Annotated in this window: 21 protein-coding genes; 14 read left to right on the top strand and 7 right to left on the bottom strand. The window is 69.3% G+C overall.

What is annotated here, in order from left to right:
* Nucleotides 1-101 precede the first annotated feature (101 nt).
* From queA to secF, 5 genes are all read left to right on the top strand, one after another.
* A complete protein-coding gene (gene queA / locus JR064_RS01325; RefSeq protein WP_206228552.1) occupies nucleotides 102-1,187 on the top strand; it encodes a tRNA preQ1(34) S-adenosylmethionine ribosyltransferase-isomerase QueA in 1,086 nt (361 codons plus the stop codon).
* A gap of 73 nt (nucleotides 1,188-1,260) precedes the next feature.
* Complete coding sequence (gene tgt / locus JR064_RS01320; RefSeq protein WP_179563913.1) at nucleotides 1,261-2,406, top strand: tRNA guanosine(34) transglycosylase Tgt; 1,146 nt, start codon at nucleotides 1,261-1,263, stop codon at nucleotides 2,404-2,406.
* A 280-nt stretch (nucleotides 2,407-2,686) separates the two neighbouring features.
* Nucleotides 2,687-3,031, top strand: a complete 345-nt coding sequence (gene yajC, locus JR064_RS01315) for a preprotein translocase subunit YajC (RefSeq protein ID WP_145700623.1) — start codon at nucleotides 2,687-2,689, stop codon at nucleotides 3,029-3,031.
* Between the two features lie 56 nt (nucleotides 3,032-3,087).
* On the top strand, nucleotides 3,088-4,932 hold the full coding sequence (secD, locus tag JR064_RS01310) for a protein translocase subunit SecD (protein WP_179563914.1): 1,845 nt from the start codon (nucleotides 3,088-3,090) through the stop codon (nucleotides 4,930-4,932).
* Between the two features lie 121 nt (nucleotides 4,933-5,053).
* Nucleotides 5,054-6,019, top strand: coding sequence for a protein translocase subunit SecF (gene secF, locus JR064_RS01305; RefSeq protein WP_179563915.1), 966 nt, complete (start codon nucleotides 5,054-5,056; stop codon nucleotides 6,017-6,019).
* 169 nt (nucleotides 6,020-6,188) lie between these two features.
* Here secF and JR064_RS01300 read toward each other — a convergent pair whose 3' ends face one another.
* The gene (locus JR064_RS01300; RefSeq protein ID WP_206228551.1) at nucleotides 6,189-7,016 is read right to left on the bottom strand and encodes an inositol monophosphatase family protein; all 828 of its coding nucleotides are present in this window, start codon (nucleotides 7,014-7,016) and stop codon (nucleotides 6,189-6,191) included.
* Between the two features lie 115 nt (nucleotides 7,017-7,131).
* Here JR064_RS01300 and JR064_RS01295 point away from each other — a divergent pair, with 115 nt between their 5' ends.
* The 3 genes from JR064_RS01295 (at nucleotide 7,132) to JR064_RS01285 (ending at nucleotide 11,152) form a co-directional block, all read left to right on the top strand.
* A complete protein-coding gene (locus JR064_RS01295) occupies nucleotides 7,132-7,893 on the top strand; it encodes an RNA methyltransferase (protein WP_206228550.1) in 762 nt (253 codons plus the stop codon).
* Nucleotides 7,894-8,126: 233 nt separating this feature from the next.
* Nucleotides 8,127-9,017, top strand: coding sequence for a phosphate/phosphite/phosphonate ABC transporter substrate-binding protein (locus JR064_RS01290; protein ID WP_179565537.1), 891 nt, complete (start codon nucleotides 8,127-8,129; stop codon nucleotides 9,015-9,017).
* Complete coding sequence (locus JR064_RS01285) at nucleotides 9,014-11,152, top strand: putative bifunctional diguanylate cyclase/phosphodiesterase (protein ID WP_206228549.1); 2,139 nt, start codon at nucleotides 9,014-9,016, stop codon at nucleotides 11,150-11,152. The genes JR064_RS01290 and JR064_RS01285 overlap by 4 nt, the downstream gene beginning before the upstream one ends.
* A gap of 115 nt (nucleotides 11,153-11,267) precedes the next feature.
* Here the strand turns inward: JR064_RS01285 and JR064_RS01280 are convergent, their stop codons facing one another.
* Nucleotides 11,268-12,296 (bottom strand): glycoside hydrolase family 43 protein, encoded by a 1,029-nt coding sequence (locus JR064_RS01280; protein WP_206228548.1) that lies wholly within the window; start codon nucleotides 12,294-12,296, stop codon nucleotides 11,268-11,270.
* A 303-nt stretch (nucleotides 12,297-12,599) separates the two neighbouring features.
* Nucleotides 12,600-13,631, bottom strand: coding sequence for an EF-P beta-lysylation protein EpmB (epmB, locus tag JR064_RS01275; protein ID WP_179563920.1), 1,032 nt, complete (start codon nucleotides 13,629-13,631; stop codon nucleotides 12,600-12,602).
* A gap of 101 nt (nucleotides 13,632-13,732) precedes the next feature.
* On the opposite strand from epmB, the gene efp reads away from it, so the two are divergent.
* From efp to JR064_RS01245, 6 genes are all read left to right on the top strand, one after another.
* Nucleotides 13,733-14,299, top strand: a complete 567-nt coding sequence (gene efp / locus JR064_RS01270; RefSeq protein ID WP_179563921.1) for an elongation factor P — start codon at nucleotides 13,733-13,735, stop codon at nucleotides 14,297-14,299.
* Nucleotides 14,300-14,422: 123 nt separating this feature from the next.
* A complete protein-coding gene (locus JR064_RS01265) occupies nucleotides 14,423-15,073 on the top strand; it encodes a TMEM175 family protein (RefSeq protein ID WP_206228547.1) in 651 nt (216 codons plus the stop codon).
* 25 nt (nucleotides 15,074-15,098) lie between these two features.
* Nucleotides 15,099-16,433: a TRZ/ATZ family hydrolase gene (locus JR064_RS01260; protein ID WP_179563923.1), complete on the top strand. Its 1,335-nt coding sequence runs from the start codon at nucleotides 15,099-15,101 to the stop codon at nucleotides 16,431-16,433.
* 52 nt (nucleotides 16,434-16,485) lie between these two features.
* The gene (gene ubiG / locus JR064_RS01255) at nucleotides 16,486-17,223 is read left to right on the top strand and encodes a bifunctional 2-polyprenyl-6-hydroxyphenol methylase/3-demethylubiquinol 3-O-methyltransferase UbiG (protein ID WP_179563924.1); all 738 of its coding nucleotides are present in this window, start codon (nucleotides 16,486-16,488) and stop codon (nucleotides 17,221-17,223) included.
* Nucleotides 17,213-17,923 carry a phosphoglycolate phosphatase gene (locus JR064_RS01250; RefSeq protein WP_206228546.1) on the top strand — a complete coding sequence of 237 codons (711 nt, stop codon included), beginning with the start codon at nucleotides 17,213-17,215 and terminating at the stop codon, nucleotides 17,921-17,923. The genes ubiG and JR064_RS01250 overlap by 11 nt, the downstream gene beginning before the upstream one ends.
* A 21-nt stretch (nucleotides 17,924-17,944) precedes the next feature.
* Nucleotides 17,945-18,646: an isoprenoid biosynthesis enzyme family protein gene (locus tag JR064_RS01245; protein ID WP_206228545.1), complete on the top strand. Its 702-nt coding sequence runs from the start codon at nucleotides 17,945-17,947 to the stop codon at nucleotides 18,644-18,646.
* A 124-nt stretch (nucleotides 18,647-18,770) separates the two neighbouring features.
* On the opposite strand, the gene JR064_RS01240 is transcribed toward JR064_RS01245, so the two are convergent.
* The 4 genes from JR064_RS01240 to eat all read right to left on the bottom strand — a co-directional run bounded on the left by JR064_RS01240 (nucleotide 18,771) and on the right by eat (nucleotide 24,147).
* Nucleotides 18,771-19,952 carry a putative acyl-CoA thioester hydrolase gene (locus JR064_RS01240; protein ID WP_206228544.1) on the bottom strand — a complete coding sequence of 394 codons (1,182 nt, stop codon included), beginning with the start codon at nucleotides 19,950-19,952 and terminating at the stop codon, nucleotides 18,771-18,773.
* A gap of 544 nt (nucleotides 19,953-20,496) precedes the next feature.
* Nucleotides 20,497-21,324, bottom strand: coding sequence for an ethanolamine ammonia-lyase subunit EutC (eutC, locus tag JR064_RS01235; RefSeq protein ID WP_206228543.1), 828 nt, complete (start codon nucleotides 21,322-21,324; stop codon nucleotides 20,497-20,499).
* Between the two features lie 11 nt (nucleotides 21,325-21,335).
* A complete protein-coding gene (locus JR064_RS01230) occupies nucleotides 21,336-22,730 on the bottom strand; it encodes an ethanolamine ammonia-lyase subunit EutB (protein ID WP_206228542.1) in 1,395 nt (464 codons plus the stop codon).
* A 49-nt stretch (nucleotides 22,731-22,779) separates the two neighbouring features.
* Nucleotides 22,780-24,147, bottom strand: a complete 1,368-nt coding sequence (gene eat / locus JR064_RS01225; RefSeq protein WP_425510265.1) for an ethanolamine permease — start codon at nucleotides 24,145-24,147, stop codon at nucleotides 22,780-22,782.
* Between the last annotated feature and the right edge of the window lie 387 nt (nucleotides 24,148-24,534).

The raw sequence follows: 24,534 nt of genomic DNA, 5'->3' as shown, positions 1-24,534 counted from the left end.
GGATTCGGAATTCGGGATTGGGGATTCGGCAAAGCGGAGCCAGGCGCCGCGCTTTTGCGAATCCCCAATCCCGAATCCCCAATCCCGGCCCTCCAGCTACAATGACCGACCACCTGCACTGTGATACGCCGGCCTTGAAGAAGTCCGATTTCCGCTACGAGCTGCCCGAGGAACTGATCGCGCAGGCGCCGCTGGCCGAACGTTCCGCCAGCCGCCTGCTGCTGGTGCCGCCGGCGCCGGCGCCGTTCGCCGACCGCCAGGTGCGCGATCTGCCCGAGCTGTTGCAGCCGGGCGATATGCTGGTGTTCAACGATACCCGGGTGATCCCGGCGCGGCTGTTCGGCAACAAGCGCAGCGGCGGTCGCGTGGAGATCCTGATCGAGCGCCTGCTCGGCGGCCAGCGCGCGCGCGCGCAGCTGGGCGTGAGCAAGTCGCCCAAGGCCGGGGCCCGCATCGCGCTGGATGCCGGTGGCGAGGCCGAGGTGCTGGACCGCGACGGCGAGTTCTACGTGCTGCAATTCCACGTGCCCGATACGCTGGAGGCGTGGCTGCAACGGGCCGGGCGCCTGCCGTTGCCCCCGTACATCCGCCGCGAACCCGGCCTGGACGACCGCGAACGCTACCAGACCGTGTTCGCGCGCGAGGCCGGCGCGGTCGCCGCGCCGACCGCCGGCCTGCATTTCGATGCGCCGTTGCTGGAGGCACTGCAGGCGCGCGGCGTGAGCGTCGGCCATGTCACCCTGCACGTGGGCGCAGGCACCTTCCAGCCGGTGCGGGTGGAGGCGCTCGCGCAGCATGTGATGCATCGCGAATGGCTCAACGTCGGCGCCAGCCTGGTCGAGCAGGTGCGGCGCACGCGCGCCGCCGGCGGCCGCGTGATCGCGGTCGGGACCACCGTGGTGCGTGCGCTGGAGAGCGCATCGAAGGACGGCGAGCTGCATCCGTTCGCCGGCGAAACCCAGATCTTCATCCTGCCCGGCTACCGCATCCGCAGCGTCGATGCGATGGTCACCAACTTCCATCTGCCGGAAAGCACGCTGCTGATGATGGTCTCGGCCTTCGCCGGCCGCGAACGCATCTTCGACGCGTACCGGCATGCGATCGAACAGCACTACCGCTTCTTCAGCTATGGCGATGCGATGTTGCTGTGGGGCCGGGATTGGGGATTGGGGATTGGAGATTCGTAGAAGCACACTCTTACCCGTCACCGCCCGTGCGTTTGCCAATCCCGAATCCCGAATCTCGAATCCCGGCCTTTCAATGTCCCGATTGCAGTTCCAGCTAGACACCACCGACGGCGCCGCGCGCCGCGGCCGCCTGACCTTTCCGCGCGGCACGGTGGAAACCCCTGCGTTCATGCCGGTCGGGACCTACGGTTCGGTCAAGGGCGTGCTGCCCGAGCAGATCAAGGCGCTGGGCGCGCAGATCATCCTCGGCAATACCTTCCACCTTTACCTGCGGCCGGGGCTGGACGTGATCGGCGACCACGGCGGTCTGCACGGCTTCGCCCGCTGGGACGGGCCGATCCTGACCGATTCGGGCGGTTTCCAGGTGTTCTCGCTGGCGCACCGGCGCAAGATCAGCGAGCAGGGGGTGACCTTCGCCTCGCCGACCGACGGCGCCAAGGTGTTCCTGGGGCCCGAGGAGAGCATGCGGATCCAGAAGGTGCTCGACTCGGACATCGTGATGATCTTCGACGAGTGCACGCCGTACCCGGCCACCGAGGACGTGGCGCGCCGTTCGATGGAGCTGAGCCTGCGCTGGGCGCAGCGCTCGCGCGATGCGCACGAGGCCTTGAGCAACGACGCGGCGCTGTTCGGCATCGTCCAGGGCGGCGTGCATGCGGACCTGCGCACGCGCTCGATCGAGGGCCTGCAGGCGATCGGCTTCGACGGCTACGCGATCGGCGGGCTGGCGGTGGGCGAGCCGGAGCACGAGCGCAACGCGATGCTCGAACACCTGCATCCGCGGCTGCCGGCCGACCGGCCGCGCTACCTGATGGGGGTAGGGCGGCCGGAGGACCTGGTCGAGGGCGTGGCCCGCGGCGTGGACATGTTCGACTGCGTGATGCCGACCCGCAACGCGCGCAACGGCCACTATTTCACTTCGTTCGGCACCGTACGCATCCGCAACGCCCGCTACGAGCGCGACCTGGCGCCGATCGAGCCGGGCTGCGGCTGCCACGCCTGCAGCGGCGGCTATACCCGCTCCTACCTGCGCCATCTGGACCGCTGCAACGAGATGCTGGCGCCGATGCTGGGCACCCTGCACAACCTCTGGTATTACCAGAAGCTGATGGCCGACATGCGCGCGGCGATCGCCGCGGGAACCTTTGCCCAGTTCCGGCGGTCCTTCTATGCGGCACGCGGAGTGGAAGCAACGCCACTCCCATCGGAGCAGGGATAAAGCCCCTCTCCCCCCGGGAGAGGGGTTGGGGTGAGGGTACGGGGCGCAGCCTCGCGAGCATCGAAAGCACAAGAGGCGTTGCCCGTACCCTTATCCGTCGCTGCGCAGCACCTTCCGCCGAGAAGGGGGGAAGCTGCCGGTGGGAGAAGGCAGGGCGCGACGGTCGTTCCGGGGGTAAGGGGAGATCGTGGCATAATCGGCGGCTGCTTGCCGCCTCCGGCGACAAACCAGCAGTCCGCGCCTTCACCGGCGACGGCTGCCCAAACCATAGGACACACCGATGAACCCGCTCGATTTCCTGATTCCCGTAGCCCAGGCGCAGACCGCCGGTGCCGCTCCTGCCGCTGGCGGCGGCATGCAGATGTTCCTGCTGCCGATCATCCTGATCGCGGTGATGTACTTCGTGATGATCCGCCCGCAGATGAAGCGGCAGAAGGAGCACAAGTCGATGCTCGACAAGCTCGGCCGCGGCGACGAGGTCATCACCTCCGGCGGCGTGGCCGGCGTGGTCACCGACATCGGCGACAACTTCATCACCGTGGAAATCGCCGACAACGTGCGCATCCGCGTGCAGAAGGGCGCCATCGGCAACGTGCTGCCCAAGGGCACGCTGAAGTCCGCCTGATCCATTTCTCTTACTGCTAGGCGCGGCGCCGGCGTGGCGTCGCGCGGGGTCCTGCAATGCTCGAGTTTCCGCGCTGGAAGTATTTCCTCATCCTGATCGTGCTGGCGTTCAGTGCGTTGTACGCGCTGCCCAACGTCTACCAGAAGGACCCCTCGGTACAGATCACCGCCAGCCGCGGCGGCCAGCTCGACGAGGCCCTGCGCGAGCGGGTCAGCGCCGAGCTGAAAGCGGCCGGGATCACTCCCAAGTCGGTGGCCAAGGAGGGCGACAGCCTGATGGTGCGCCTGCCGAGCCTGCAGGCGCAGACCCGCGCCAACGACATCCTGCGCCAGCAGGTGGGCGAGAACTACACGGTGGCGCTGAACCTGGCCTCGACCGTGCCGCAGTGGCTGTCGGCGATCGGCGGCAAGCCGATGGTGCTGGGCCTGGACCTGGTCGGCGGCGTGCACTTCGCGCTGCAGGTAGACCAGAAGGCGGCGCTGGACAAGCGCCTGGACGCCTTCGCCGAGGACATCCGCACCACGCTGCGCGACAGCCGCATTGCCTACCGCTCGGTCGAGCGCCGTGCCGACAACAGCATCCAGGTCGGCCTGGGCGAGGGCGCCGACGTCAACGCCGCGCGTGCCGCGCTGGCCAAGGCGCAGCCGACGCTGAGCTATGCCGTGTCCGGACAGACCATCGCGGTCAGCGTGCCCGACGCCGAGCTCAAGCAGATCGCCGCCGGCGCGATCGAGCAGAACCTGACCACGCTGCGCAACCGCGTTAATCAGCTGGGCGTGGCCGAGCCGATCATCCAGCGCCAGGGCGAAGACCGCATCGTGGTCGAACTGCCGGGCGTGCAGGACACCGCCGAGGCCAAGCGCATGATCGGCGCCACCGCCACGCTGGAGTTCCGCGGCGTGGTCGAGGGCAATGCCGAGGACGCGGTGCGCACCGGCAACATCCCGCCGGAGGCCAAGGTGTTCCGCCTGCGCGACAGCGGCGCCCCGGTGCTGCTGAACAAGCGCGTGCTGGTGTCCGGCGACCAGATGGTCAACGCCACCGTCAGCAACGACCAGAATGGCCTGCCGGCGGTGTCGGTCACGCTCAACAACGTCGCCGGCCAGCGCATGTTCGACTACACCAGCGCCAACACCGGCAAGCTGATGTCGGTGGTCTACATCGAGCGCATCCCGACCGTGAGCATGGTCGACGGCAAGGAAGTGCGCAGCGTGCGGGTCAAGGAAGAAGCCCTGGCGCCGACCCGCATCGCCGGCGTGTTCGGCAAGAACTTCCAGACCACCGGCCTGGAGAAGGTCGAGGCCGAGAACCTGGCCAAGCTGCTGCGCGCCGGTTCGCTGGCCGCGCCGATGGACTTCGTCGAGGAATACGTGATCGGCCCGAGCCTGGGTGCGGAGAACGTCGAGCGCGGCGTCACCGCGGTGCTGTACGCGTTCCTGTTCACCCTGGTGTTCTTCGGCGTGTACTACCGCATGTTCGGCGCGATCACCTCGGTGGCGCTGCTGATGAACCTGCTGATCGTGGTCTCGGTGATGTCGCTGTTCGGCGCCACCATGACCTTGCCCGGCTTCGCCGGCCTGGCCCTGTCGGTCGGCCTGTCGGTGGACGCCAACGTGCTGATCAACGAACGTATCCGCGAGGAGCTGCGGCTGGGTGTCCCGCCGAAGTCGGCGATCGTGGCCGGCTACGACAAGGCGGGCGGCACCATCCTCGACGCCAACCTCACCGGCCTGATCGTCGGCGTGGCCCTGTACGCGTTCGGGACAGGCCCGCTGAAGGGATTCGCGTTGACCATGATCATCGGCATCTTCGCTTCGATGTTCACCGCGATCACCGTGTCGCGCGCGCTGGCGACGCTGATCTACAGCCGTCGCAAGAAGCTCAAGTCGCTGGCGATCTGAGCCGCACGCGAATCCTTCGCACGACCCTGCGCATCGCTGCGCAGGGGATGAACAATGCGAGTCCTTCGCAAGAGCCCGCCCATCGATGTGCGGGGTCCAAAAAATTGAAGAGCATGTCTCCATGAAAATCTTCCCGCTTCATCTGATCCCGAACGACACCAAGATCGACTTCATGCGTTGGCGGCGTCCGACCCTGGTGCTGATGCTGGTGCTGGCGGTGGCGTCGCTCGGGGTGATCTTCGCCAAGGGCTTCAACTACGCGTTGGAATTCACCGGCGGCGCGCTGGTGCAGACCAGCTTCCAGAAGCCGGTGGACATCGACCATGTGCGCGAGCAGCTGGCCACGGCCGGCTTCGAGAACGCGCAGGTGCAGAACGTCGGCAGCGGCAACGAGATCGTGATCCGCCTGCAGCCGCAGGGCGAGCACAACAACGAGGACGTGACCAAGAACCTCGCCGAGCAGGTGCGCAAGGCGGTGACCACCGCGGAGAACCCGGCGACGGTGAAGCCGGGCGAATTCGTCGGCCCGCAGGTCGGCAAGGACCTGGCGCTGAACGGCGTCTACGCGACCCTGTTCATGCTGGTCGGCTTCCTGATCTACATCGGCTTCCGCTTCGAGTGGAAGTTCGCGGTGGTGGCCAGCCTGACCGCGCTGTTCGACCTGCTGGTGACGGTGGCCTACATCTCGCTCACCGGCCGCGAGTTCGACCTGACCGTGCTGGCCGGTCTGCTGTCGGTGATGGGCTTTGCGATCAACGACATCATCGTGGTGTTCGACCGCGTGCGCGAGAACTTCCGCAGCCTGCGCGTGGAGCCGGTGGAGGTGCTGAACCGCTCGATCAACCAGACCCTGTCGCGCACCGTGATCACCGCGGTGATGTTCTTCCTGTCGGCGCTGGCGCTGTACCTGTACGGCGGCAACTCGATGGAAGGCCTGGCGCTGACCCACATGATCGGCGCGATCATCGTGGTGGTGTCCTCGGTGATCGTGGCGGTGCCGCTGCTGTCGATCGGCCCGTTCCAGGTCACCAAGCAGGACCTGCTGCCCAAGACCAAGGACGTCGAGGCGTTGGCGCGCAGGCCCTGAGGGGCCGGGATTAGGGAGTCGGGATTGGGGATTCGCAAGAGCGGGTTCCCGGTTCTGTAACGAAAAAGCCGCGCATCTGCGCGGCTTTTTCGTTTTGGGAAGAGAAGAAGGTCAGCGATGGGTGCCGCTCTTGCGAATCCCCAATCCCGACTCCCCAATCCCGGCCCCCTCAAAACTTCGCGTCGAACTCCGCCGCATATCCCGTATTGACGATCAGCTTCTGCAGCGCTTCGCTGACCTTGATGTTGCCGGCCACGATCTGGTACTGCGGGGTGCCGCGGTCGTCGATGCGGCCCGGGGTGGCGCCCTTGAAGTCGGTGATGCGGCCGCCGGCCTCGCGCACCAGCAGCACGCCGGCGGCGATGTCCCAGGCCTTCACCCCGGCCTCGAAGTAGGCGTCGGTGCGGCCGCAGGCCACGTAGGCCAGGTCCAGCGCGGCCGAGCCGGTGCGGCGGATGTCCTCGGCCTGCACCATCAGCGCGTCCACGCACTTGAGCTGGGCGCTGGTGCGCTTGCGTTCGCGCGGGGCGAAGCCGGTGTTGACCATCGCCCCGTTCAGCTCCTTGCGCTCGCTGACGCGGATGCGGCGGTCGTTGAGCACCGCGCCGTTGCCGCGGCTGGCGGTGAACAGCTCGTTGCGCAGCGGATCGAAGACCACCGCGTCGATCGGCTCGCCGTTTTCGACCAGGGCGATCGACACGCAGTAATGCGGGAAGCCGCGCAGGTAGTTGCTGGTGCCGTCGAGCGGGTCGATCACCCACATGTAGCGGCCGCCGCCCTGCACGCCGCCTTCCTCGCCCATCACCCCGTAATCGGGATAGGCGCGGCGCAGTTCCTTGACGATCACCTTCTCCGCGTCGGCATCGACTTCGCTGGCGTAGTCCATGCGGTCCTTCTGCACCACGTTCAGCGCTTCCAGCCGGTTGATGTGGCGCAACAACACATTGCCGGCGAGGCGGGCGGCCTTGACCATGACGGTGACGGCGGGTTTTTGCATGGCAACGGCTCCCGAGAGGGCGGAGAAGGATCTGGCGGAGGAAAAGAACAGTCCGGCGCGAAGGCCGGCCGCACAGTTTACCATCTACGCCCCGTTCGCTCCGCATCTTCCTGCCATGACCGCATCCGCCCGCATCCGCTTCGTCCTGGTCGGTACCCAGCACCCCGGCAATATCGGGGCGGCGGCGCGGGCGATGAAGACCATGGGCCAGGCGCGGCTGGTGCTGGTGGCGCCGGAGCGCGCGCTCGACGAGGACGGCTACCGGCGCTCGGCCGGCGCCGAGGACGTGCTGCAGCAGGCGCCGGTGCTGGCCACCCTGGCCGAGGCGGTCGCCGACTGCCAACTGGTGCTCGGCTGCACTGCGCGCAGCCGGCGGGTGTCGCTGGAAGAACTGCTGCCGGCGGACGGTGCGCAGCGGCTGGTGAGCGCCGCCGCCGAGCAGGCCGAGGTGGCGCTGGTGTTCGGGCGTGAGCGCACCGGCCTGACCAACGAGGAACTGCAGCTGTGCCACGCGGCGGTGCACATTCCCTCCGATCCCGCATTCAGTTCGCTCAACCTGGCCGCGGCGGTGCAGGTGCTGGCCTACGAACTGCGTCTGGCGCTGCTGCGCGGCGAGGCCGCGGCGCCGGCCGCCGCGGAACCCGGTTTCCGCGAGGCGCCAGCCAGCCATGCGCAGCTGGAGGGCCTGTTCGGGCAGTTGGCCGACACCCTGGACGAGATCGACTTCCACAAGGGCCGCGCGCCGGATTCGGCGATGCGCAAGCTGCGCCGGCTGTTCCTGCGCAACGCGCTGACCGAGCAGGAAGTGCGGCTGCTGCGCGGCATCCTGTCCGATGCGCAGCGCATGGCGCGGCTGGCGGGCCAGGCGCGCAGTTAGTTTCGGGACCGGGGAACAAGGAGCCGGCAAAGCAGGGATTGCGGTCATCGACGACGGTTCGCTTGCGGTAGCGCACAGGAGGTTCTCTCCCTTGCTGCGCCATGACCGCCCGAATCCCCAATCCCAAATCCCCAATCCCGGCGTCACCAGCTGTCGCCGGCTGACGCTTTCGGCTAGGCTTACAGCCTCTACATGGGGAATGTGGTTTGCAAAATCCGCGGTGGCGTTTCGTCATGGTGTGGCTGGCGCTGGCGATCTGCTGGCCTGGGCTGGCGCACGCGCGTCCGACGGTGCTGGTCCTGGGCCGCATCAGCGACAACCCCAAGGCCCATTACGAGCAGTTGAAGCCGTTGCTGGACTACGTGGTGCCGCGCATGCGCGACGTCGGCATCACCTCTGGGCAGATCCTGATGGCCCGCGACAGCCAGCAGATGAGCAGCTACCTGCGCCGCGGCCGCGTCGACTGGGTCACCGAGACCGCGGCCACCGCGATGGCGCTGCAACAGCGCGGCGGGGTGCGGCCGCTGCTGCTGACCGAGCGCAACGGCGTGCGCGAGTACCACACCGTGTTCTTCGTGCGCCGCGACGGGCCGGTGCACACCCTGCACGACCTGCAGGGCCGCACCCTGGCGCTGCAGAGCACCTTGTCCACCAGCGCCTACCTGGTGCCGATGATGACCCTGTTCGAGCACGATCTGCATCCGGAGATCCTGCTCTCGCCGAAGGATCAGGCCTCGGTGAACACGGTCGGCTACGTGTTCGCGCGCTCCGAACTCAACATCGCCTCCTATGTGCACAAGCACCTGGTCGACGCCGGCGCGCTGAGCAACCTGGACTGGGACGACGACCGCCGCGTGCCGCCCGCGTTCCGCCGCGATTTCCGGGTGATCTACCGCACCGAGCCGTTCCCGCGCGCGGTGGAGATGGTGCGCAGCGACCTGGCCTCGCCGGTGGAGGCGCGTCTGCGCGAGGTGTTGCTGGAAGCCGCCGACGACCCGCAGGGCAGCGCCGCGCTGCACAAGTTCTTCGGCACCTCCGGCTTCTACCCGGTCGATCCGGCCTCGCAGAAGCGGCTGGACCAGCTGCGTGCCGGCGTTGCGCAGGTCAAGCTGGAAGTCGAATGAAGAAGTTGCGTTTCGGACTGCAGGCCAGGTTCCTGCTGGCGATGGGCGTGGCCGCGTTGCTGATCATGGCGATCCTGGCGTTGATGCTGGAGCGGCAGGCGGCGATGCAGAACGAGGTGCGCACGCTCAGCGGCAACGTGATCCATGGCCTGTTCGACCGCAGCATGCGCACCCGCGGCGAAACCCTGGCGCGGCAGCTGTCCGATTCGCTGGCCAATCCGGTGTACTACTCGGACCTGGACGCGATCGGCACCCAGGTGCGCGCGGCGCTGGGCTACGTGGCGGTGGCCTACGTGCTGGTGTACGACGCCGACGGCCGCCTGATCCACGACGGCAGCGACGATCTGCCCGGCTACGGCCAGCGCATGCGCGGCCCGATGGCCGATGCGGCGATCAAGGCCAACGGCCTGCTGGCGCAGGAATCCGACGAGATCCTGGACGTGTCGATGCCGATCATGATCGGCGACCAGCGCGTGGGCGGGGTGCGCGTGGGCATGTCCTGGACGCGGGCGCTGGTCTACGAGCGCAAGGCCGGCGAGAACCTGGACGAACGCCTGGATGCGCTGGGCAAGCGCCATCTGGGCTGGCTGTTGCTGCTGCTGGCGGCGCTGGGGCTGACCGCGGTGATGGTGGCGATCTATGTGCAGCGCACGCTGGTGGCGCCGGTGCGCTGGCTGGCCGCGGCCGCGCGCCAGATCGAGGCCGGCGACTACGTGGTGGAGCGCCGCGACAGCGGCCGCCACGACGAGGTCAGCGAACTGCTGCGCGCGTTCGGACGCATGAGCGAGGCGATCGCGCGCCACGACCGCGACGTGCGCCACATGGCCTATACCGATGCCCTGACCGGGCTGACCAACCGGCTCGCGTTCCGCGAAGCGCTGGACCACCGCATGCTGTCGGCGCGCGCCTCGCATCGGCGCCTGGCGCTGCTGTTCGCCGACATCGACGACTTCAAGCGGATCAACGATACCCTCGGCCACGAGGCCGGCGACGAGGCGCTGCTGCAGTTCGCGCGGCGCATCCAGCTGGCGGTGGATCAGCTGGGCGGGCACGACGCGCTGCTGGCGCGCTTCGGCGGCGACGAGTTCGTGATCCTGGTCGAGGACGAGCACGTGGTGCAGGTCGCCACCGGCCTGGCCGAGCGCCTGGTGCAGGAACTGCGCGAGCCGCTGCGGATCCAGGACCGCGAGGTGTTCATGGGCACCTCGATCGGCATCACCGTCTACCCCGGCGATGCCGAGGACGCCTCGGCGCTGTTGAAGAACGGCGACATCGCGATGTACCAGGCCAAGCTGGCCGGCAAGAACTGCCACCGTTTCTACAGCCGCGCGATGGACTATGCGGTGGAGCGGCGCGTGCACATGGAGCACGAGTTGCGCGGCGCCTGGGACCGCGACGAACTGAAGCTGGTGTACCAGCCGATCTTCCGCACCCTGGACCGGCGCATGGTCGGCGTGGAAGTGCTGCTGCGCTGGCAGCATCCGGCGCTGGGCACGATCTCGCCGACGGTGTTCATCGACGTGGCCGAGCAGAGCGGGTTGATCGAGAGCATCGGTCCCAAGGTGCTGCGTGCGGCATGCATGGAGGCCACGCAATGGCAGCGCTTCGACGGCAGCCGCGACCTGTTCGTATCGGTCAACGTGTCGCCGCGGCAGCTGCGCAGCGGCGACCTGCCGGAAATCGTCGCCGACTGCCTGCGCGAGTCCGGGCTGCCGGCGGCGCAGCTGCACCTGGAACTGACCGAGACCGCGGTGATCGGCGACGAGCTGCAGGCCGCGAGCATGCTGGCGCGGTTGCATCGCACCGGGGTCAAGGTGTGGCTGGACGACTTCGGCACCGGCTTCTCCGGGCTGAGCCACCTGCGCCAGGTGCCGGTGGACGGGGTCAAGATCGACAAGAGCTTCGTCGCCGACCTGCAGCGCGACCCCGACGACCTGGCCCTGACCACCGCGATCATCGCCATGGCGCATTCGCTGGGCATCACCGTGGTCGCCGAGGGCATCGAGCAGGAAGTGCAGTTCGAACTGCTGCGCGAGCGCGGCTGCGAACTGGGGCAGGGCTTCTGGCTCAGCCATCCGCTCAGCGCCGCCGAGTTCCGGCAACTGCTGGCCAACGAGGGCATGCCGCGCGGCTAGGCGCGGTGCCGATTCGGACGATCGCGCGCGTTTTTTGTAGGAGCGGCTTCAGCCGCGACAGGCATTGTCGGTAACGCCTGTCGCGGCCGAAGCCGCTCCTACGAAAGGCGGTGCCTCACCGCGCCACGTCGGGAATCGACACCCCGGCCTGGCTCTGCCGCACCGGTTGCATGGTGCCGTCCGGGTTGTAATGCAGGTACTCCACCGTCACCGCGCGCCGGCCGATGGCGCCGTTCAAGTCGCCGATCGCCAGGGTCGCGTTGTGCAGGAACAGGTACCAGTGCCGCTTGAACTCGACGATGCCCGGGTGGATGGTGAAGCTGTACTTGCCCGAGCCGGTCAGTTCGCCGCGATAGGTCCACGGCCCGGTGATGGCCGGCGCGGTCGAGTAGGACACGTGCTCGTCGCGTTGCGTGGCCCGGTCCAGCGAGGCGTAGGTCAGGTAGTACAGATCGCCGCGCTTGTGCAGCCACGGGCCTTCCTCGAAATGCGGCGGGTTGATCTCGCGGATCGGGCCGTCGAGTTCGATCATGTTCGGCTTGAGCTTGGCCAGATAGCACTGGCGGTTGCCCCAGGCGATCCAGGTGCTGCCGTCGTCGTCGGTCAGCACGGTCGGGTCGATGTCTTCCCAGCTGTGCGTGCCCTTGGGCGTCATCTCATTGGTGATCAGCGCCGAGCCGCGCGCGTCCACGAACGGGCCGGTCGGCGTGTCCGCGACCGCCACCGCGATCGCCTTGCCCGGATGCGTGGCGTCGTGCTCCACCGCCGCGTAGAAATAGAACTTGCCGTTCTTCGCGATGGCCTGCGATGCCCACGCATCCTGCTTGGCCCACTTGAAATCCTTGACGTTCATGATCGGCGCATGCGCGGTCCAGGTCTTCATGTCCCTGGTCGAATAGACCAGCCACTCGCGCATGGTGAACATCTCGTCGCGCTGCGCCTCGTCGTGGCCGACGTACAGATACAGCGTGTCGCCGACCACCAGGGGCGCCGGGTCGGCGGTGAACCGGTCGCGGACGATGGGATTGGAGCCGGCGGCCGCTGGCGGCTCCGCCGCGACCGCTGCGGTTGCCGCCGCGGCAAGCAGCGCTACGAGTCCGAAGCGGCATCGCCGGCGGCGCCAGGTCTTGGTCAAGGCATGCATCGGGGTCTCCCTTTGGTAGCGCTAGCATCGCGGCGCAGCGGCGGCCGCATGCGCAGCCTAACTGAAGTGCCGGGACTGGGGACTGGGGACTGGGGACTCGGAGGAGTGGGGGAGCAGTACTGCAAGGCTCTTAATAAAATTGGCCGCGTAGATAGCGGCTTTTTTATTCGGTAAAGGGTGCCAGGGAATGAGGTGTCGCCGTCGTTCCCGGCGTCCCGGCTTTTGCTGTTCCGGGTCCCGGGTCCCGGGTCCCGCGTCCCGAGTCCCGAGTCCCGAGTCCCGAGTCCCGAGTCCCGGCTCAACCTACAACGCGCGCTTGCCCGTATCGCCAGGGATCTCGCGCACCAGCTTCGGCACCAGATAGCCGGACAGCCGCGCGGCCAGGGCCTGGTGCAGCGCACGCGCGGTGGCGTCGTCCACTTCGAAATGGGCCACGCCTTCGACCTTGTCCAACTGGTGCAGGTAGTAGGGCAGCACGCCGGCGGCGAAGCTGCGCTCGCTCAACGCGGCCAGCGCGGCGACGCTGTCGTTGACCCCGCGCAGCAGCACCGCCTGGTTCAGCAGTTGCGCGCCGGTGCCGCGCAGCTGCGCCAGCGCGGCATCCACGCTGGCGTCGAATTCGTTGGCGTGGTTGGCGTGGATCACGAACGCCACTGGCCACGGCAGCGTGCGCAGCCAGGCCAGCAGCGGCGCATCGACGCGCTCGGGCAGTACCACCGGCAGGCGGCTATGGAGACGCAGGCGCTTGAGGTGCGGAATGGCCGCCAGCGCCTCGCTCAGCTCGACCAGCTTGGAGGTGGCCAGCGACAGCGGGTCGCCGCCGGACAGGATCACCTCGTCGATGTCCGGATCGGCGGCGATCGCCGCCACCGCCTCGCGCCAGCCGTCGCGCGCCGCGGTCTCCTCGGCATACGGGAAGTGGCGGCGGAAGCAGTAGCGGCAGTGCACCGCGCAGCTGCCGGTGGCGACCAGCAGCGCGCGGCCGCGGTATTTCTGGATCACCCCGTCGGCCTTCTTGGCCGCGGCGTCGCCGACCGCGTCCAGCGCGAAGCCCGGCACCCGGCGCAGCTCGGCATCGATCGGCAGCACCTGGCGCAGCAGCGGATCGTGCGGGTCGCCATGGCGCATGCGCGCGACGAAGCCGCGCGGCACGCGCAGCGCGAACTGCGTCGCAGCCTGTTCGGAGACGCCAAGCGCCTGCGGGTCCAGCCCCAGCAATGCCAGCAACTCGCGCGGGTCGCGCACGGCATCGCGCCACAGCTGCTGCCAGCGCGGCGGGGCCAGGACGGCGGGGGACGGGGACGGCTGCATCGGGCGGGGGGCTGCGGTTATCATATGCGGTCATAAAACGAGTGCCCGCCGGTTGCGGCGGGGCTTTCCATTCTATCCGGCCGGCCGCCGAACGCGGCGGGTTTGCCTTACCCGAGGAGTTTCAGATGGCCAGCTACGGCATGAACGACGTCAAGACCGGGATGAAGATCCTGGTCAACAACGAACCCGCGATCATCACCGAGACCGAATACGTGAAGCCGGGCAAGGGCCAGGCCTTCACCCGCATCAAGTACCGTTTCATCAAGTCCGGGCGCGTGGTCGAAATGACCATGAAGGCGACCGACAGCGTGGAAGCGGCCGATGTGGTCGATACCAACATGCAGTACCTGTACACCGACGGCGAGTACTGGCACTTCATGCAGCAGGAGACCTTCGAGCAGGTGCAGGCCGACAAGGTCGGCGTCGGCGACGCCGCCAAGTGGATCAAGGGCGAGGAGGATTGCGTGGTGACGCTGTGGAACGGCACCCCGATCCAGGTCACCCCGCCGAACTTCGTCGAACTGAAGATCGTCGAGACCGACCCGGGCGTGCGCGGCGACACCTCCGGCGGCGGCGGCAAGCCGGCCACGCTGGAAACCGGCGCGGTGGTGCGCGTGCCGCTGTTCGTCGGCCAGGACGAAATCATCAAGGTCGATACCCGCTCGGGCGAGTACTTCTCGCGGGTCAAGTAAGCCGACGCGCCTGCGGCCGCAGCCGGCCGCGGGCGTGCCCATGCGCTGGCGTGCGGCGGCCAGGCACTGCAATGCCGGATCGCCGCGGGGCGGTGCCGGCCGACCCCGCTTCCAGGAATTTCCGTGACGACCAGCCACGCCGACAGCGCCGATGCCAAGTACCCGCACGACCGGGTCGTGTTCTTCAGCGATGCGGTGTTCGCCATCGCCATCACCTTGCTGGCGGTGGAGATCAAGGTGCCGGGGCATGCGCAGGTCGAGGCCGCCGGCGGCATCCTGGCCGCGCTGCACCGGATGCTGCCGCTGTTCATCGGGTTCGCGGTGAGCTTCCTGGTCACCGCGCTGTTTTGGAAGTCGCACCTGCAGCTGTGCCGGCATATCCGCCAGTTCGACGACCGGCTGATCTGGCTCAACGTGCTGCAGCTGCTGCTGATCGGCCTGCTGCCGTTTTCCACCGCGCTGTATTCGGACTATTTCGGCAGCCACGAGGCGTTCTCGGTGTATTGCGCGCATCTGGCCGCGATCGGCCTGGCCGCCTACCTGCTGCATGCCTATGCGGTGCGCAAGGAGGGCCTGGCGCAGCGCCTGGGCGCGCTGCAGGCGCGTGCGATGACGCTGCGCGTGGCGGTCGCGCCGGTGGTGTTCGCGCTGTGCATTCCGCTGGCAATGGTGGCGCCGTGGCTTGGACGCCTGGGCTTCCTGGGGGTGTTCGTGTTGCAGTGGCTCGTGATGCGCGTGTACCAGCGGCGCATTCGCCAGGCGCAGGCCGCCTGATCCTTCCATTTCCAAAGAGCGTGCGATGACCTCCATTCCCGAATCCTGCGACCTGCTGATCGAAGCCGGCTACGTGGTCCCGATCGAGCCGCATGCGGTGGTGCTGGAAGACCACGCGGTGGCGGTGCGCGGCAGCGAGATCGTCGCGGTGCTGCCGCGCGCCGAGGCGCAGGCGCGCTTCGCCGCCGCGCGCACCGTGTCGCGCCCGGACGCGGCGCTGCTGCCGGGCCTGGTCAACGCGCACACCCACAATCCGATGACGCTGCTGCGCGGCATCGCCGACGACCTGCCGCTGATGGTGTGGCTGCAGCAGCACATCTGGCCGGTGGAGACCGCGGTGATCGGCCCGGAGTTCGTCGCCGACGGCACCGCGCTGGCGATCGCCGAGATGCTGCGCGGCGGCACCACCTGCGCCAACGAGAACTACTTCTTCTCCGACGTGCAGGCCGCGGTGTACAAGCAGCACGGTTTCCGCGCGCGGGTGGGCACGGTGATCATCGATTTCCCGACCGCCTGGGCCAAGACCTCCGACGAATACTTCGAACGCGCCTGCGAGGTGCACGACCAGTGGCGCGACGATCCGCTGATCGGCATCGCCTTCGCCCCGCACGCGCCGTACACAGTCAACGACGCCAACTTCGAGCGGGTGCGGATGTTGTCCGACCAGCTCGACGTGCCGGTGCACCTGCACACCCACGAGACCGCGCAGGAAATCGCCGACTCGCTCAAGCAGTACGGCCAGCGCCCGCTGGCGCGGCTGGACCGGCTCGGCCTGGTCAACGACCGCCTGATCGCGGTGCACATGACCCAGCTCACCGACGCGGAGATCCACCTGTGCGCCGAGCGCGGGGTCAGCGTGGTGCATTGCCCCGAATCCAACCTCAAGCTCGCCTCCGGCTTCTGCCCGGCCTGCGCGCTGCAGCGCGCGGGCGTGAACCTGGCGATCGGCACCGACGGCTGCGCCAGCAACAACGACCTGGACATGTTCAGCGAGAACCGCACCGCGGCGATCCTGGCCAAGGCGGTGGCCAACGACGCCACCGCGCTGGACGCGGCCACCACGCTGCGCGCGGCCACGCTGGGCGGCGCGCGCGCGCTGGGCTTCGGCGAGAAGATCGGTTCGATCGAGGTCGGCAAGCAGGCCGACCTGATCTGCGTGGACCTGTCGGCGCTGGAGACCCAGCCGCTGCACAACGTGCTGTCGCAGCTGGTGTATGCGGCCGGCCGGCAGCAGGTCAGCGACGTGTGGATCGCCGGCCAGCGCAAGCTCGAGCAGCGCATGCTGGTGGACATGGACGCCGACGCGCTGGTCGCCAACGCGCGGCAGTGGCGCGAGCGCATCCGCAGCGTGCACGCCTGATCCGCTTTACTGCCGTGCCGCGATCCGCGCGCGGCCCAACCGAGATGCTGCCATGACCGCTTCCGCTTCCAACACGTCCGCCAACTTCGATCAGGCCGAACTGGACAAGTTCGGCGCGCTGGCCACCCGTTGGTGGGACGCCGACGGCCCGCAGAAACCGCTGCACGCGCTGAACCCGGTGCGCCTGCGCTACGTCGCCGAGCGGCTGCCGCTGCGCGGCGCCAGCGTGCTCGACGTGGGCTGCGGCGGCGGCCTGCTCAGCGAGGCGCTGGCCAAGGAGGGCGCGCAGGTCACCGCGATCGACCTGTCGCCGGAGCTGGTCAAGGTGGCGCGGCTGCACCAGTTCGAATCCGGGGTGGAGGTCGACTACCGCGTGCAGTCGGTCGAGGACCTGGCCGCCGAGCGCCCGGGCAGCTTCGACGCGATCACCTGCATGGAGATGCTCGAGCACGTACCCGATCCGGCTGCGATCGTGCGCGCCTGCGCGACCCTGCTCAAGCCCGGCGGCCAGCTGTTCCTGTCCACGCTCAACCGCACCCCGGCCGCGTTCGCGCTGGCCATCGTCGGCGCCGAGTACGTGGCGCGGCTGCTGCCCACCGGCACCCACCGCTACCAGGATTTCATCAAGCCGGCCGAGCTGGCGGCGTGGCTGCGCCAGGCCGAACTGCAGCTGCACGACGTCAGCGGCATGCTGTACGAGCCGTGGCGCAACCGCGCGCGGCTGTCCACGCGCACCGAGGTGAATTACCTGGCGTGTGCGGTGAAGCCGGGAATCGGGAATGGGGAGTAGGGAATCGGCACGGCCGCCGCGCGACGGATTCCCGCGCGCGGTGCTGTTCGACCTGGATGGCACGCTGCTGGACAGTGCGCCGGATCTGCTGGCCGCGGCCAATGCGCTGCTGGCCGAGCGCGGGCGTGACGCGCTGACCCTGGAGCAGCTGCGCCCGGTGGTGTCCAAGGGCTCGCGGGCGATGCTGGGCGTCGCCTTTCCCGAGCTGCCGGCCGCCGCGCGCGATGCGCTGATTCCCGATTTCCTGCGCCAGTACGAAACCCTGATCGGCCGGCATTCGCAGTTGTTCGACGGCATCGCGGTGGTGCTGCAGCGGCTGGAAGATGCCGGCTGCGTGTGGGGCATCGTCACCAACAAGCCCGAATATCTGGCGCGGCTGATCCTGCCGCAGCTGGGCTGGGAACGGCGCTGCGCGGTGCTGATCGGCGGCGACACGCTGGCCGAGCGCAAGCCGCACCCGCTGCCGCTGCAGGTCGCCGCACAGCGCATCGAGGTGCCGCCGGCGCAGGTCGCCTACGTCGGCGACGACGAACGCGACATCCTCGCCGCGCGCGCCGCCGGCATGGCCTCGGTGGCGGTGCTGTGGGGCTACCGCCTGGACGGCGAGGATCCGCTGGCCTGGCGTGCCGATGCGCTGGTCGCCGCGCCCGCCGACTTGCTCGATGCGCGCGCCTGGCCGGGCGCGCCGCAGCTTCCCTGACCTTCCGGACTTTCCGATCGCATGAGCAGCACCTCCGCCCTGGATGCCTTCCTCGACAAATGGCGCAGCCGCTGGCCGGAATGGACGGTGGCCGAGACCTTCGTGCCGGCGCCGCAGCGCGCGCGCGCGGTGGCCTGGTTCGCGCTGCTGCAGGAATTCGACGACATCCTCAACATCGCCGGCGATCCGCTGCCGGCCGACGCCAAGCTGGCGTGGTGGGGCGAGGAATTGCGCAGTTGGGCCGGGCAGCGCTCGCGGCATCCGCTGGGGCGGGTGCTGGAGCCGGTCGCCGCGCCATGGGCGCAGCTGGCCGAGGCCTTGCCGGGGCTGCTCGCCTCGCGCGCGGCCGCGGCCGATCCGGCGCATGCCTACGAGCGCCTGGAGCCGTTCGCGCTGGCCGCGGCGCAGGTCGAATGCGCGGTGTTCGAAGGACAGCGCGACGCGGCAGCGGCGCTGGCCACGCAGGTGCTGGCGCAGCGGCTGGCCGACGCCGGCATCGCCGCGGTGCCGCTGTCGCTCCGCGGCGGCGAGGCGGCGCAGGCGCAGCAGCGCTGGGCGCAGGCCTTGCTGCAGCGCTGGCCGCGGCGCGTGCACGGGCCGCGGCCGCGGCGCATCGTGTCGGCGTTGGCGCGTGCGCGGATCGCGCAGCAGGCCCGCGCCGTGCGCAAGCCGCCGAGCGCGATGGCCACGCTGTGGCGCGCCTGGTGGGCCGGCCTGGGCTGAGCGCCGGGCCGGTCCGCAGCCCCGTTCCTGCGCGCGCCCGGGGCCGCGTCGTCCCCGGGCGCAGACGCATGTCGGCTTCCTGCGGCGTGCTCGTGCGATGCCCGAGCGGGAGCGGCGGCGCGCCCTAGTCGGCGCTGCCGGCACCGCTGTTGGCGTACTCGAAGAAGCGGTTGGCCGATTGCGTGCAGCCGCTGCTGCAATACGGCCGGCCGACCGTGGACGCGTTCCATGGCGCGCTCTTGCGCACGTGCGCGCCCAAGGTGGATTCGCGGATCACCACCTTGCCGTTGGGCGAGCTGCCGTTGACGTAGTTGGACAGGCTGCCGACGCTCTCGTCCCAGGCGCGGCCCAGGTACACCGTGTTCGCCGACGGGCTGCCGACCGCGTCGAAGATGCTGGCGACGGCCAGGAAGCCGTAGCCGCTGCCGGGGCGGGTGCTGGGGGCGAAGATCACCCCGCCGTTGCCGGCGCCGCGGCGCGCGGCGGTGTAGCGGATGGTGCTGCCGGAGAACACCGCCACGCCGGAGCCGAAGATGAAGTCGGTATCGCCCTCGATGCTGCCGCCCTTGAAGAACGCGCGGATCACCGTGTTGGCGCTGCCGGCGCTGACCAGCAGGGTGTCCTGGTTGCCGGTGAGCGCTACGTTCTCCAGCACCGCCTTGTCGCCGCGCAGCGCCAGCGCCACCGCCGACTGGTTGCTGCTGGCGTAGGTGTCCTCGACGTAGCTGTTGACGATCGCCAGGTTGCGCGCCTGGAACTGCGCCGCGCGCACGGTGACGGTGCCGCTGTCGGAGGTGCCGACGGTGGTGCTGGCCGCGTTGCTGGCGCAGGGATGGGTGGCGCTGCCGCTGGGTTTCGGCGTCGGGTTGGCGTTGCCGAAGCTGATGGTGGTGTTGGCCGGCGCGCTGCCCAGGCCGAACAGGGTGATCGGCGGCGCCGCCGCGGGCACGCAGACCACTTCCTTGTAGGTGCCCGGCTTGACGCTGATGTAGCGCCGCATCGTGCCGCCGGCTGCGACCGCGGCATCGACCGCGGCCTGCACGGTGCGGTAGCGGGTGGAGCCGTCGGCGGCGACCGCGTAGTCGGCCGTGAGCAGGGCGACGCCGGCGCTGGGGTTCCAGTTGTCGGTCGTCAGCGCGCCGATGGTGCCGGCCTGGGCCAGGTGCTTGGCGACGGTCTGGTTGGCCGCTTCCGAGCTGGTCAGTTGCGGCCTGGAGGCGGTACCGGTCAGCGCCCAGGCGGTGGCGATGGCGCCGCCGGCCAGGGCGAGGGTGGCGGGGATCTGGAACCAGCGCGATGCGGTCATGGCGGTGCTCTCTCGGTTGGGATGGGGCCTGCGCCACAGCGGCACACCGTCGCCGACAGGCGATTGATACCGGTGTCATCCGGTAGCCGCATGGTGGCGATCGGTGGCCATGGCGTGGCCGGCGCGAATGCTAGGCGCGCCTTGGCGCGCTGCCGTTCGATGCCGCAGCCAAATCCCGGTTGTGGCGGAGCGATCACGCTTTGACGCGGGACGCGCCCCGGCCGCTGTCGTCGTCGGCGCGGCTTGTGTGATCGGTTGCAGCGCCTGCGCGGAATCGGATCCCAGGCCAGTCGGCGGCCCCGTGCGCGCGTCGCGCAGGCTGCTGCGTTGCGCCACGGCGCTGCGCGATGCCCGACAGGATCGCAGGCCACGTTTTCAGGCGGAGGCCCGACGCTGGCAACGCCGGTGAGGGCGCGTTGCCGAAACGGGGCCGCGTGCAGCGCCTGCGCTTGCCGGGACCGCCGGTTGCGCGCGCAGCTATGTGTCTGCGGCGGCGCTGTCCATGGCGTGGACAGTCGGGGCGGGGCTCAGTCCCGGAGCCGACTTACTCGGGGATCAGGAAATTGCCCAGCGGCTTGCGTGGCGGATCGTCGTCGGCCGACAGCGCCGGCGTGTCGGCCTGGTCCTTCAGCTGCACGCCGGACAGCTGCCGCCGGCACGCCTCGCGCATCAGCCAGGCCAGTTTGTGCGCGGCCTGCGCATAGCTCAGGCCGGCCTCGCGCACATTGGAGATGCAGTTGCGGCAGGCGTCGTTGAGGCCCACGCGCGGGGCGTAGGTGAAGTACAGGCCGAGGCTGTCCGGCGAGCTGAGGCCGGGGCGTTCGCCGATCAGCACCACGCTCATGCGCGCGTCCAGCAGTTCGCCGATCTCGTCGCCGATCGCCACGCGGCCCTGTTCGACCAGCGCCACCGGCGCCAGCGTCCAGCCTTCGGCCGCGGCCAGCGCGTCGATGCGTTCCAGCATCGGCGTGGCGTGGCGATGCACCGCCAGCGCCGACAGGCCGTCGGCCACCATCACGGCCAGGTCGTAGCTGCGGCGTTGCATGGCTACAAGGCCGCGCAGTTCGCTGGCCGCGTCCTCGCTCAGCCGGCGGCCCAGGTCGGGCCGCTGCAGGTAAAGGTGGCGGTCGGCCGCGGCGCTGCGCAGCGCGACGTGCGCGCGGCCGCGTGCGTCCAGCGCCGCGGCCAGCGGTGCCGGATCGAAGCGCAGGTGCACCGCGTCGCGCGCCTGCGCATGCGCGAACTGGAAGTCCAGTTGCGCCGCGGTCGGCAGGCTGGTGCCGGTGCGGCCCAGGGCGATGCGCGCCGGGGTCAGCCGGCGCAGCGCGGCCCATGGATCGGCGCGGGAGGGGCGTTCGCTGTCGTCGTGCATGCGCGGCCCGCTCAGCTCAGTTGCGCCAGCGCGCGCCGGAACGCGGCCGGCGGCTCGTGGCCGAGGCGGAAGCGGCCGTTGTCCAGGCGCAGGATGTCCAGCCGCTCCAGCCAGGCTTCGAACTCCGGCGCCGGACGCAGGCCCAGCGCCTGGCGCGCGTACAGCGCATCGTGGAACGAGGTGGTCTGATAGTTGAGCATCACGTCGTCGGAGCCGGGGATGCCCATGATGAAGTTGATCCCGGCGGTGCCGAGCAGGGTCAGCAGCACGTCCATGTCGTCCTGGTCGGCCTCGGCATGGTTGGTGTAGCAGATGTCGCAGCCCATCGGCACGCCGAGCAGCTTGCCGCAGAAGTGGTCTTCCAGGCCGGCGCGGATGATCTGCTTGCCGTCGTACAGGTATTCGGGGCCGATGAAGCCGACCACGGTGTTGACCAGCAGCGGCTTGAAGCGGCGCGCCACCGCATAGGCGCGCACCTCGCAGGTCTGCTGGTCCACGCCGTGGTGCGCGTCGGCCGACAGCGCGCTGCCCTGGCCGGTCTCGAAATACATCACGTTGTCGCCGACGCTGCCGCGCCTGAGGCTCAGCCCGGCCTCGTAGCCTTGCTGCAGCAGCGCCAGGTCGATGCCGAAGCTGGCGTTGGCCTTCTGCGTGCCGGCGATGGACTGGAACACCAGGTCCAGCGGCACGCCGCGTTCGATCGCCTCGATCGAGGTGGTGACGTGGGTCAGCACGCAGGCCTGGGTCGGAATCTGGTAGCCGGCGATCACCGCGTCGAGCATCTTCAGCAGTTCGCAGATGGTCTGGGTGTTGTCGCTGGCCGGGTTGATCCCGATCACCGCATCGCCGTTGGCGTACAGCAGCCCGTCGAGCACGCTGGCGGCGATGCCGGCCAGGTCGTCGGTGGGGTGGTTGGGTTGCAGCCGGGTGGACAGCCGCCCGCGCAAGCCGAGCGTGTTGCGGAACGCGGTGACCACGCGGATCTTCTGCGCCACCAGGATCAGGTCCTGGATGCGCATCAGCTTGGACACCGCCGCGACCATCTCCGGAGTCAGGCCCGGGGCCAGCGCGGCCAGCGCGGCTTCGTCGGCCGCTTCGCCGAGCAGCCAGTCGCGGAAGCCGCCGACGGTCAGGTGCGCCACCGGCGCGAACGCGGCGGCGTCGTGGCTGTCGACGATCAGCCGGGTCACCTCGTCGTCCTCGTAGGGAATCACCGCCTCGTGCAGGAAGTGCCGCAGCGGGAGATCGGCCAATGCCATCTGCGCCGCCACCCGCTGCGGCTCGCTGGCCGCGGCCAGCCCGGCCAGGCGGTCGCCCGAGCGCGCCGGCGTGGCCTTGGCCAGCAGGTCCTTGAGGTCGTCGAAGCGCCAGCTCTGGCCGCCGACGCTGTGTGCGAAACCGCTCATGCCGGATCCTCCTGCAGGCGCCCGCGCGCGGCGGGCGCCGTGTCCTCGATCATGCCTCGCCGCTGGCCTCGGCGGCGATGACGCCGCCGTTGCCGCGCAGTCTCAGCGCGCAGCAGCCGGCGCCGAGCAGCATCAGGCCCAGGAACAGCAGCGCCAGCAACGCGTTGAACCACACCATCGCCGCCAGGCACACCACTGCCAGCAGCAGCGCCAGCGCCGGCACCAGCGGATAGCCCGGCGCGCGGTAGCTGCGTTCCAGCTGCGGCTCGGCGCGGCGCAGCTTGAACAGGCTGAGCATGCTCATGATGTACATGACGATCGCGCCGAACACCGACAAGGTGATCATCGCCGCGGTCAGCGACATGCCCTGCACCTGCACCAGTCCGTCGCTGTAGATCGCCGCCACGCCGACCACGCCGCCGGCCAGGATCGCGCGGTGCGGGGTGCGGAAGCGCGACAGCCTGGCCAGGCCGTGCGGCAGGAAGCCGGCGCGCGCCAGCGCGAAGAACTGCCGCGAATAGCCGAGGATGATGCCGTGGAAGCTGGCCACCAGGCCGAACAGGCCGATCCACACCAGCATGTGCAGCCAGGTCGAGTTGTGCCCGACCACCGCCTTCATCGCCTGCGGCAGCGGATCGTTGATGTTGGACAGGGTGCGCCAGTCGCCGACGCCGCCGGCCATGATCATCACCCCGAACGCCAGCGTCACCAGGGTCAGGATGCCGGCGATGTAGGCGCGCGGGATGGTGCGCCTGGGGTCCTTGGCCTCCTCGGCGGCCATCGCCGCGCCCTCGATCGCCAGGAAGAACCAGATCGCGAACGGGATCGCGGCGAAGATGCCGCCGATCGCCGCCACGCCGAACGTGTCCGACCCGGCCCAGCCGCCGCGCACGAAGTTGGCCACGCTGAAGCCCGGCGCGACCACGCCCATGAATACCAGCAGCTCGATCACCGCCAGCACCGTGACGATCAGTTCGAAGGTGGCGGCGATGCCGACGCCGAGGATGTTCAAGGTCATGAAGATGGCATAGGCGCTGACCGCGGCCAGGCGCGGGTCCAGGGTCGGGAACTGCACGTTGAGGTAGGCGCCGATCGCCATCGCGATCGCCGGCGGCGCGAACACGAACTCGATCAGGGTGGCGATGCCGGCGATCATGCCGCCGGCGGTGCCGAACGCGCGCAGGCTGTAGGCGAACGGGCCGCCGGCGTTGGGGATGGCGGTGGTCAGTTCGGTGAAGCTGAAGATGAAACAGGTGTACATCACCGCCACCAGCACGGTGGTGACCAGGAAGCCGAGCGTGCCGGCGGCGCCCCAGCCGTAGCTCCAGCCGAAGTACTCGCCGGAGATCACCAGGCCCACGGCGATGCCCCACAGGTGCAGGGTGCCGAGGGTGGGTTTGAGCTTGTCGATCGTCATTGCGCACATCTCCTGGACGGGGGGAGGGAGAGCGAACGCCGCGGCGAACCACCGCGGGGACTGCGATTGTGCATCGCGCGCCGTTGCCGGCGCCGGGCCAGCCGCCTTTGCGCTGGCCGCCTCACGGTTATACCGCAAAGCAGCATGGCGCCGCGGGTTCGGTCCGCAGCCGCATTTGGATACGATCGATGGCGGCGGCTGCGCTATCCTCGGGCGCAGATTTCAGGGGGCCGTCAGTCCGGTGCGGGACGGGCCACGCCGTGTTGGCGCGGACGCGACGAGGAAGACCGAGTGGATGTAGGCCGATGAGCGAGCGCACGATGCCGCCGTACCGGGCGCGCTCAAGCGCGTTCCGTCGCTCTGTCGTGGCCGTCGTCCAGGCGGGGG

The sequence above is a fragment of the Xanthomonas bonasiae genome (assembly GCF_017163705.1).
GTDB lineage: Bacteria > Pseudomonadota > Gammaproteobacteria > Xanthomonadales > Xanthomonadaceae > Xanthomonas_A > Xanthomonas_A bonasiae.
Note: the sequence above shows the minus strand (reverse complement) of the source record. Positions and strands in the feature narration are given on the sequence as shown.

Coding starts and splice junctions, on each gene's coding strand:
- queA (WP_206228552.1), top strand. CDS start 102: ATGACCGACCACCTGCACTGTGATACGCCGGCCTTGAAGAAGTCCGAT.
- tgt (WP_179563913.1), top strand. CDS start 1,261: ATGTCCCGATTGCAGTTCCAGCTAGACACCACCGACGGCGCCGCGCGC.
- yajC (WP_145700623.1), top strand. CDS start 2,687: ATGAACCCGCTCGATTTCCTGATTCCCGTAGCCCAGGCGCAGACCGCC.
- secD (WP_179563914.1), top strand. CDS start 3,088: ATGCTCGAGTTTCCGCGCTGGAAGTATTTCCTCATCCTGATCGTGCTG.
- secF (WP_179563915.1), top strand. CDS start 5,054: ATGAAAATCTTCCCGCTTCATCTGATCCCGAACGACACCAAGATCGAC.
- JR064_RS01300 (WP_206228551.1), bottom strand. CDS start 7,016: ATGCAAAAACCCGCCGTCACCGTCATGGTCAAGGCCGCCCGCCTCGCC.
- JR064_RS01295 (WP_206228550.1), top strand. CDS start 7,132: ATGACCGCATCCGCCCGCATCCGCTTCGTCCTGGTCGGTACCCAGCAC.
- JR064_RS01290 (WP_179565537.1), top strand. CDS start 8,127: ATGGTGTGGCTGGCGCTGGCGATCTGCTGGCCTGGGCTGGCGCACGCG.
- JR064_RS01285 (WP_206228549.1), top strand. CDS start 9,014: ATGAAGAAGTTGCGTTTCGGACTGCAGGCCAGGTTCCTGCTGGCGATG.
- JR064_RS01280 (WP_206228548.1), bottom strand. CDS start 12,296: ATGCATGCCTTGACCAAGACCTGGCGCCGCCGGCGATGCCGCTTCGGA.
- epmB (WP_179563920.1), bottom strand. CDS start 13,631: ATGATAACCGCAGCCCCCCGCCCGATGCAGCCGTCCCCGTCCCCCGCC.
- efp (WP_179563921.1), top strand. CDS start 13,733: ATGGCCAGCTACGGCATGAACGACGTCAAGACCGGGATGAAGATCCTG.
- JR064_RS01260 (WP_179563923.1), top strand. CDS start 15,099: ATGACCTCCATTCCCGAATCCTGCGACCTGCTGATCGAAGCCGGCTAC.
- ubiG (WP_179563924.1), top strand. CDS start 16,486: ATGACCGCTTCCGCTTCCAACACGTCCGCCAACTTCGATCAGGCCGAA.
- JR064_RS01250 (WP_206228546.1), top strand. CDS start 17,213: ATGGGGAGTAGGGAATCGGCACGGCCGCCGCGCGACGGATTCCCGCGC.
- JR064_RS01245 (WP_206228545.1), top strand. CDS start 17,945: ATGAGCAGCACCTCCGCCCTGGATGCCTTCCTCGACAAATGGCGCAGC.
- JR064_RS01240 (WP_206228544.1), bottom strand. CDS start 19,952: ATGACCGCATCGCGCTGGTTCCAGATCCCCGCCACCCTCGCCCTGGCC.
- eutC (WP_206228543.1), bottom strand. CDS start 21,324: ATGCACGACGACAGCGAACGCCCCTCCCGCGCCGATCCATGGGCCGCG.
- JR064_RS01230 (WP_206228542.1), bottom strand. CDS start 22,730: ATGAGCGGTTTCGCACACAGCGTCGGCGGCCAGAGCTGGCGCTTCGAC.
- eat (WP_425510265.1), bottom strand. CDS start 24,147: ATGACGATCGACAAGCTCAAACCCACCCTCGGCACCCTGCACCTGTGG.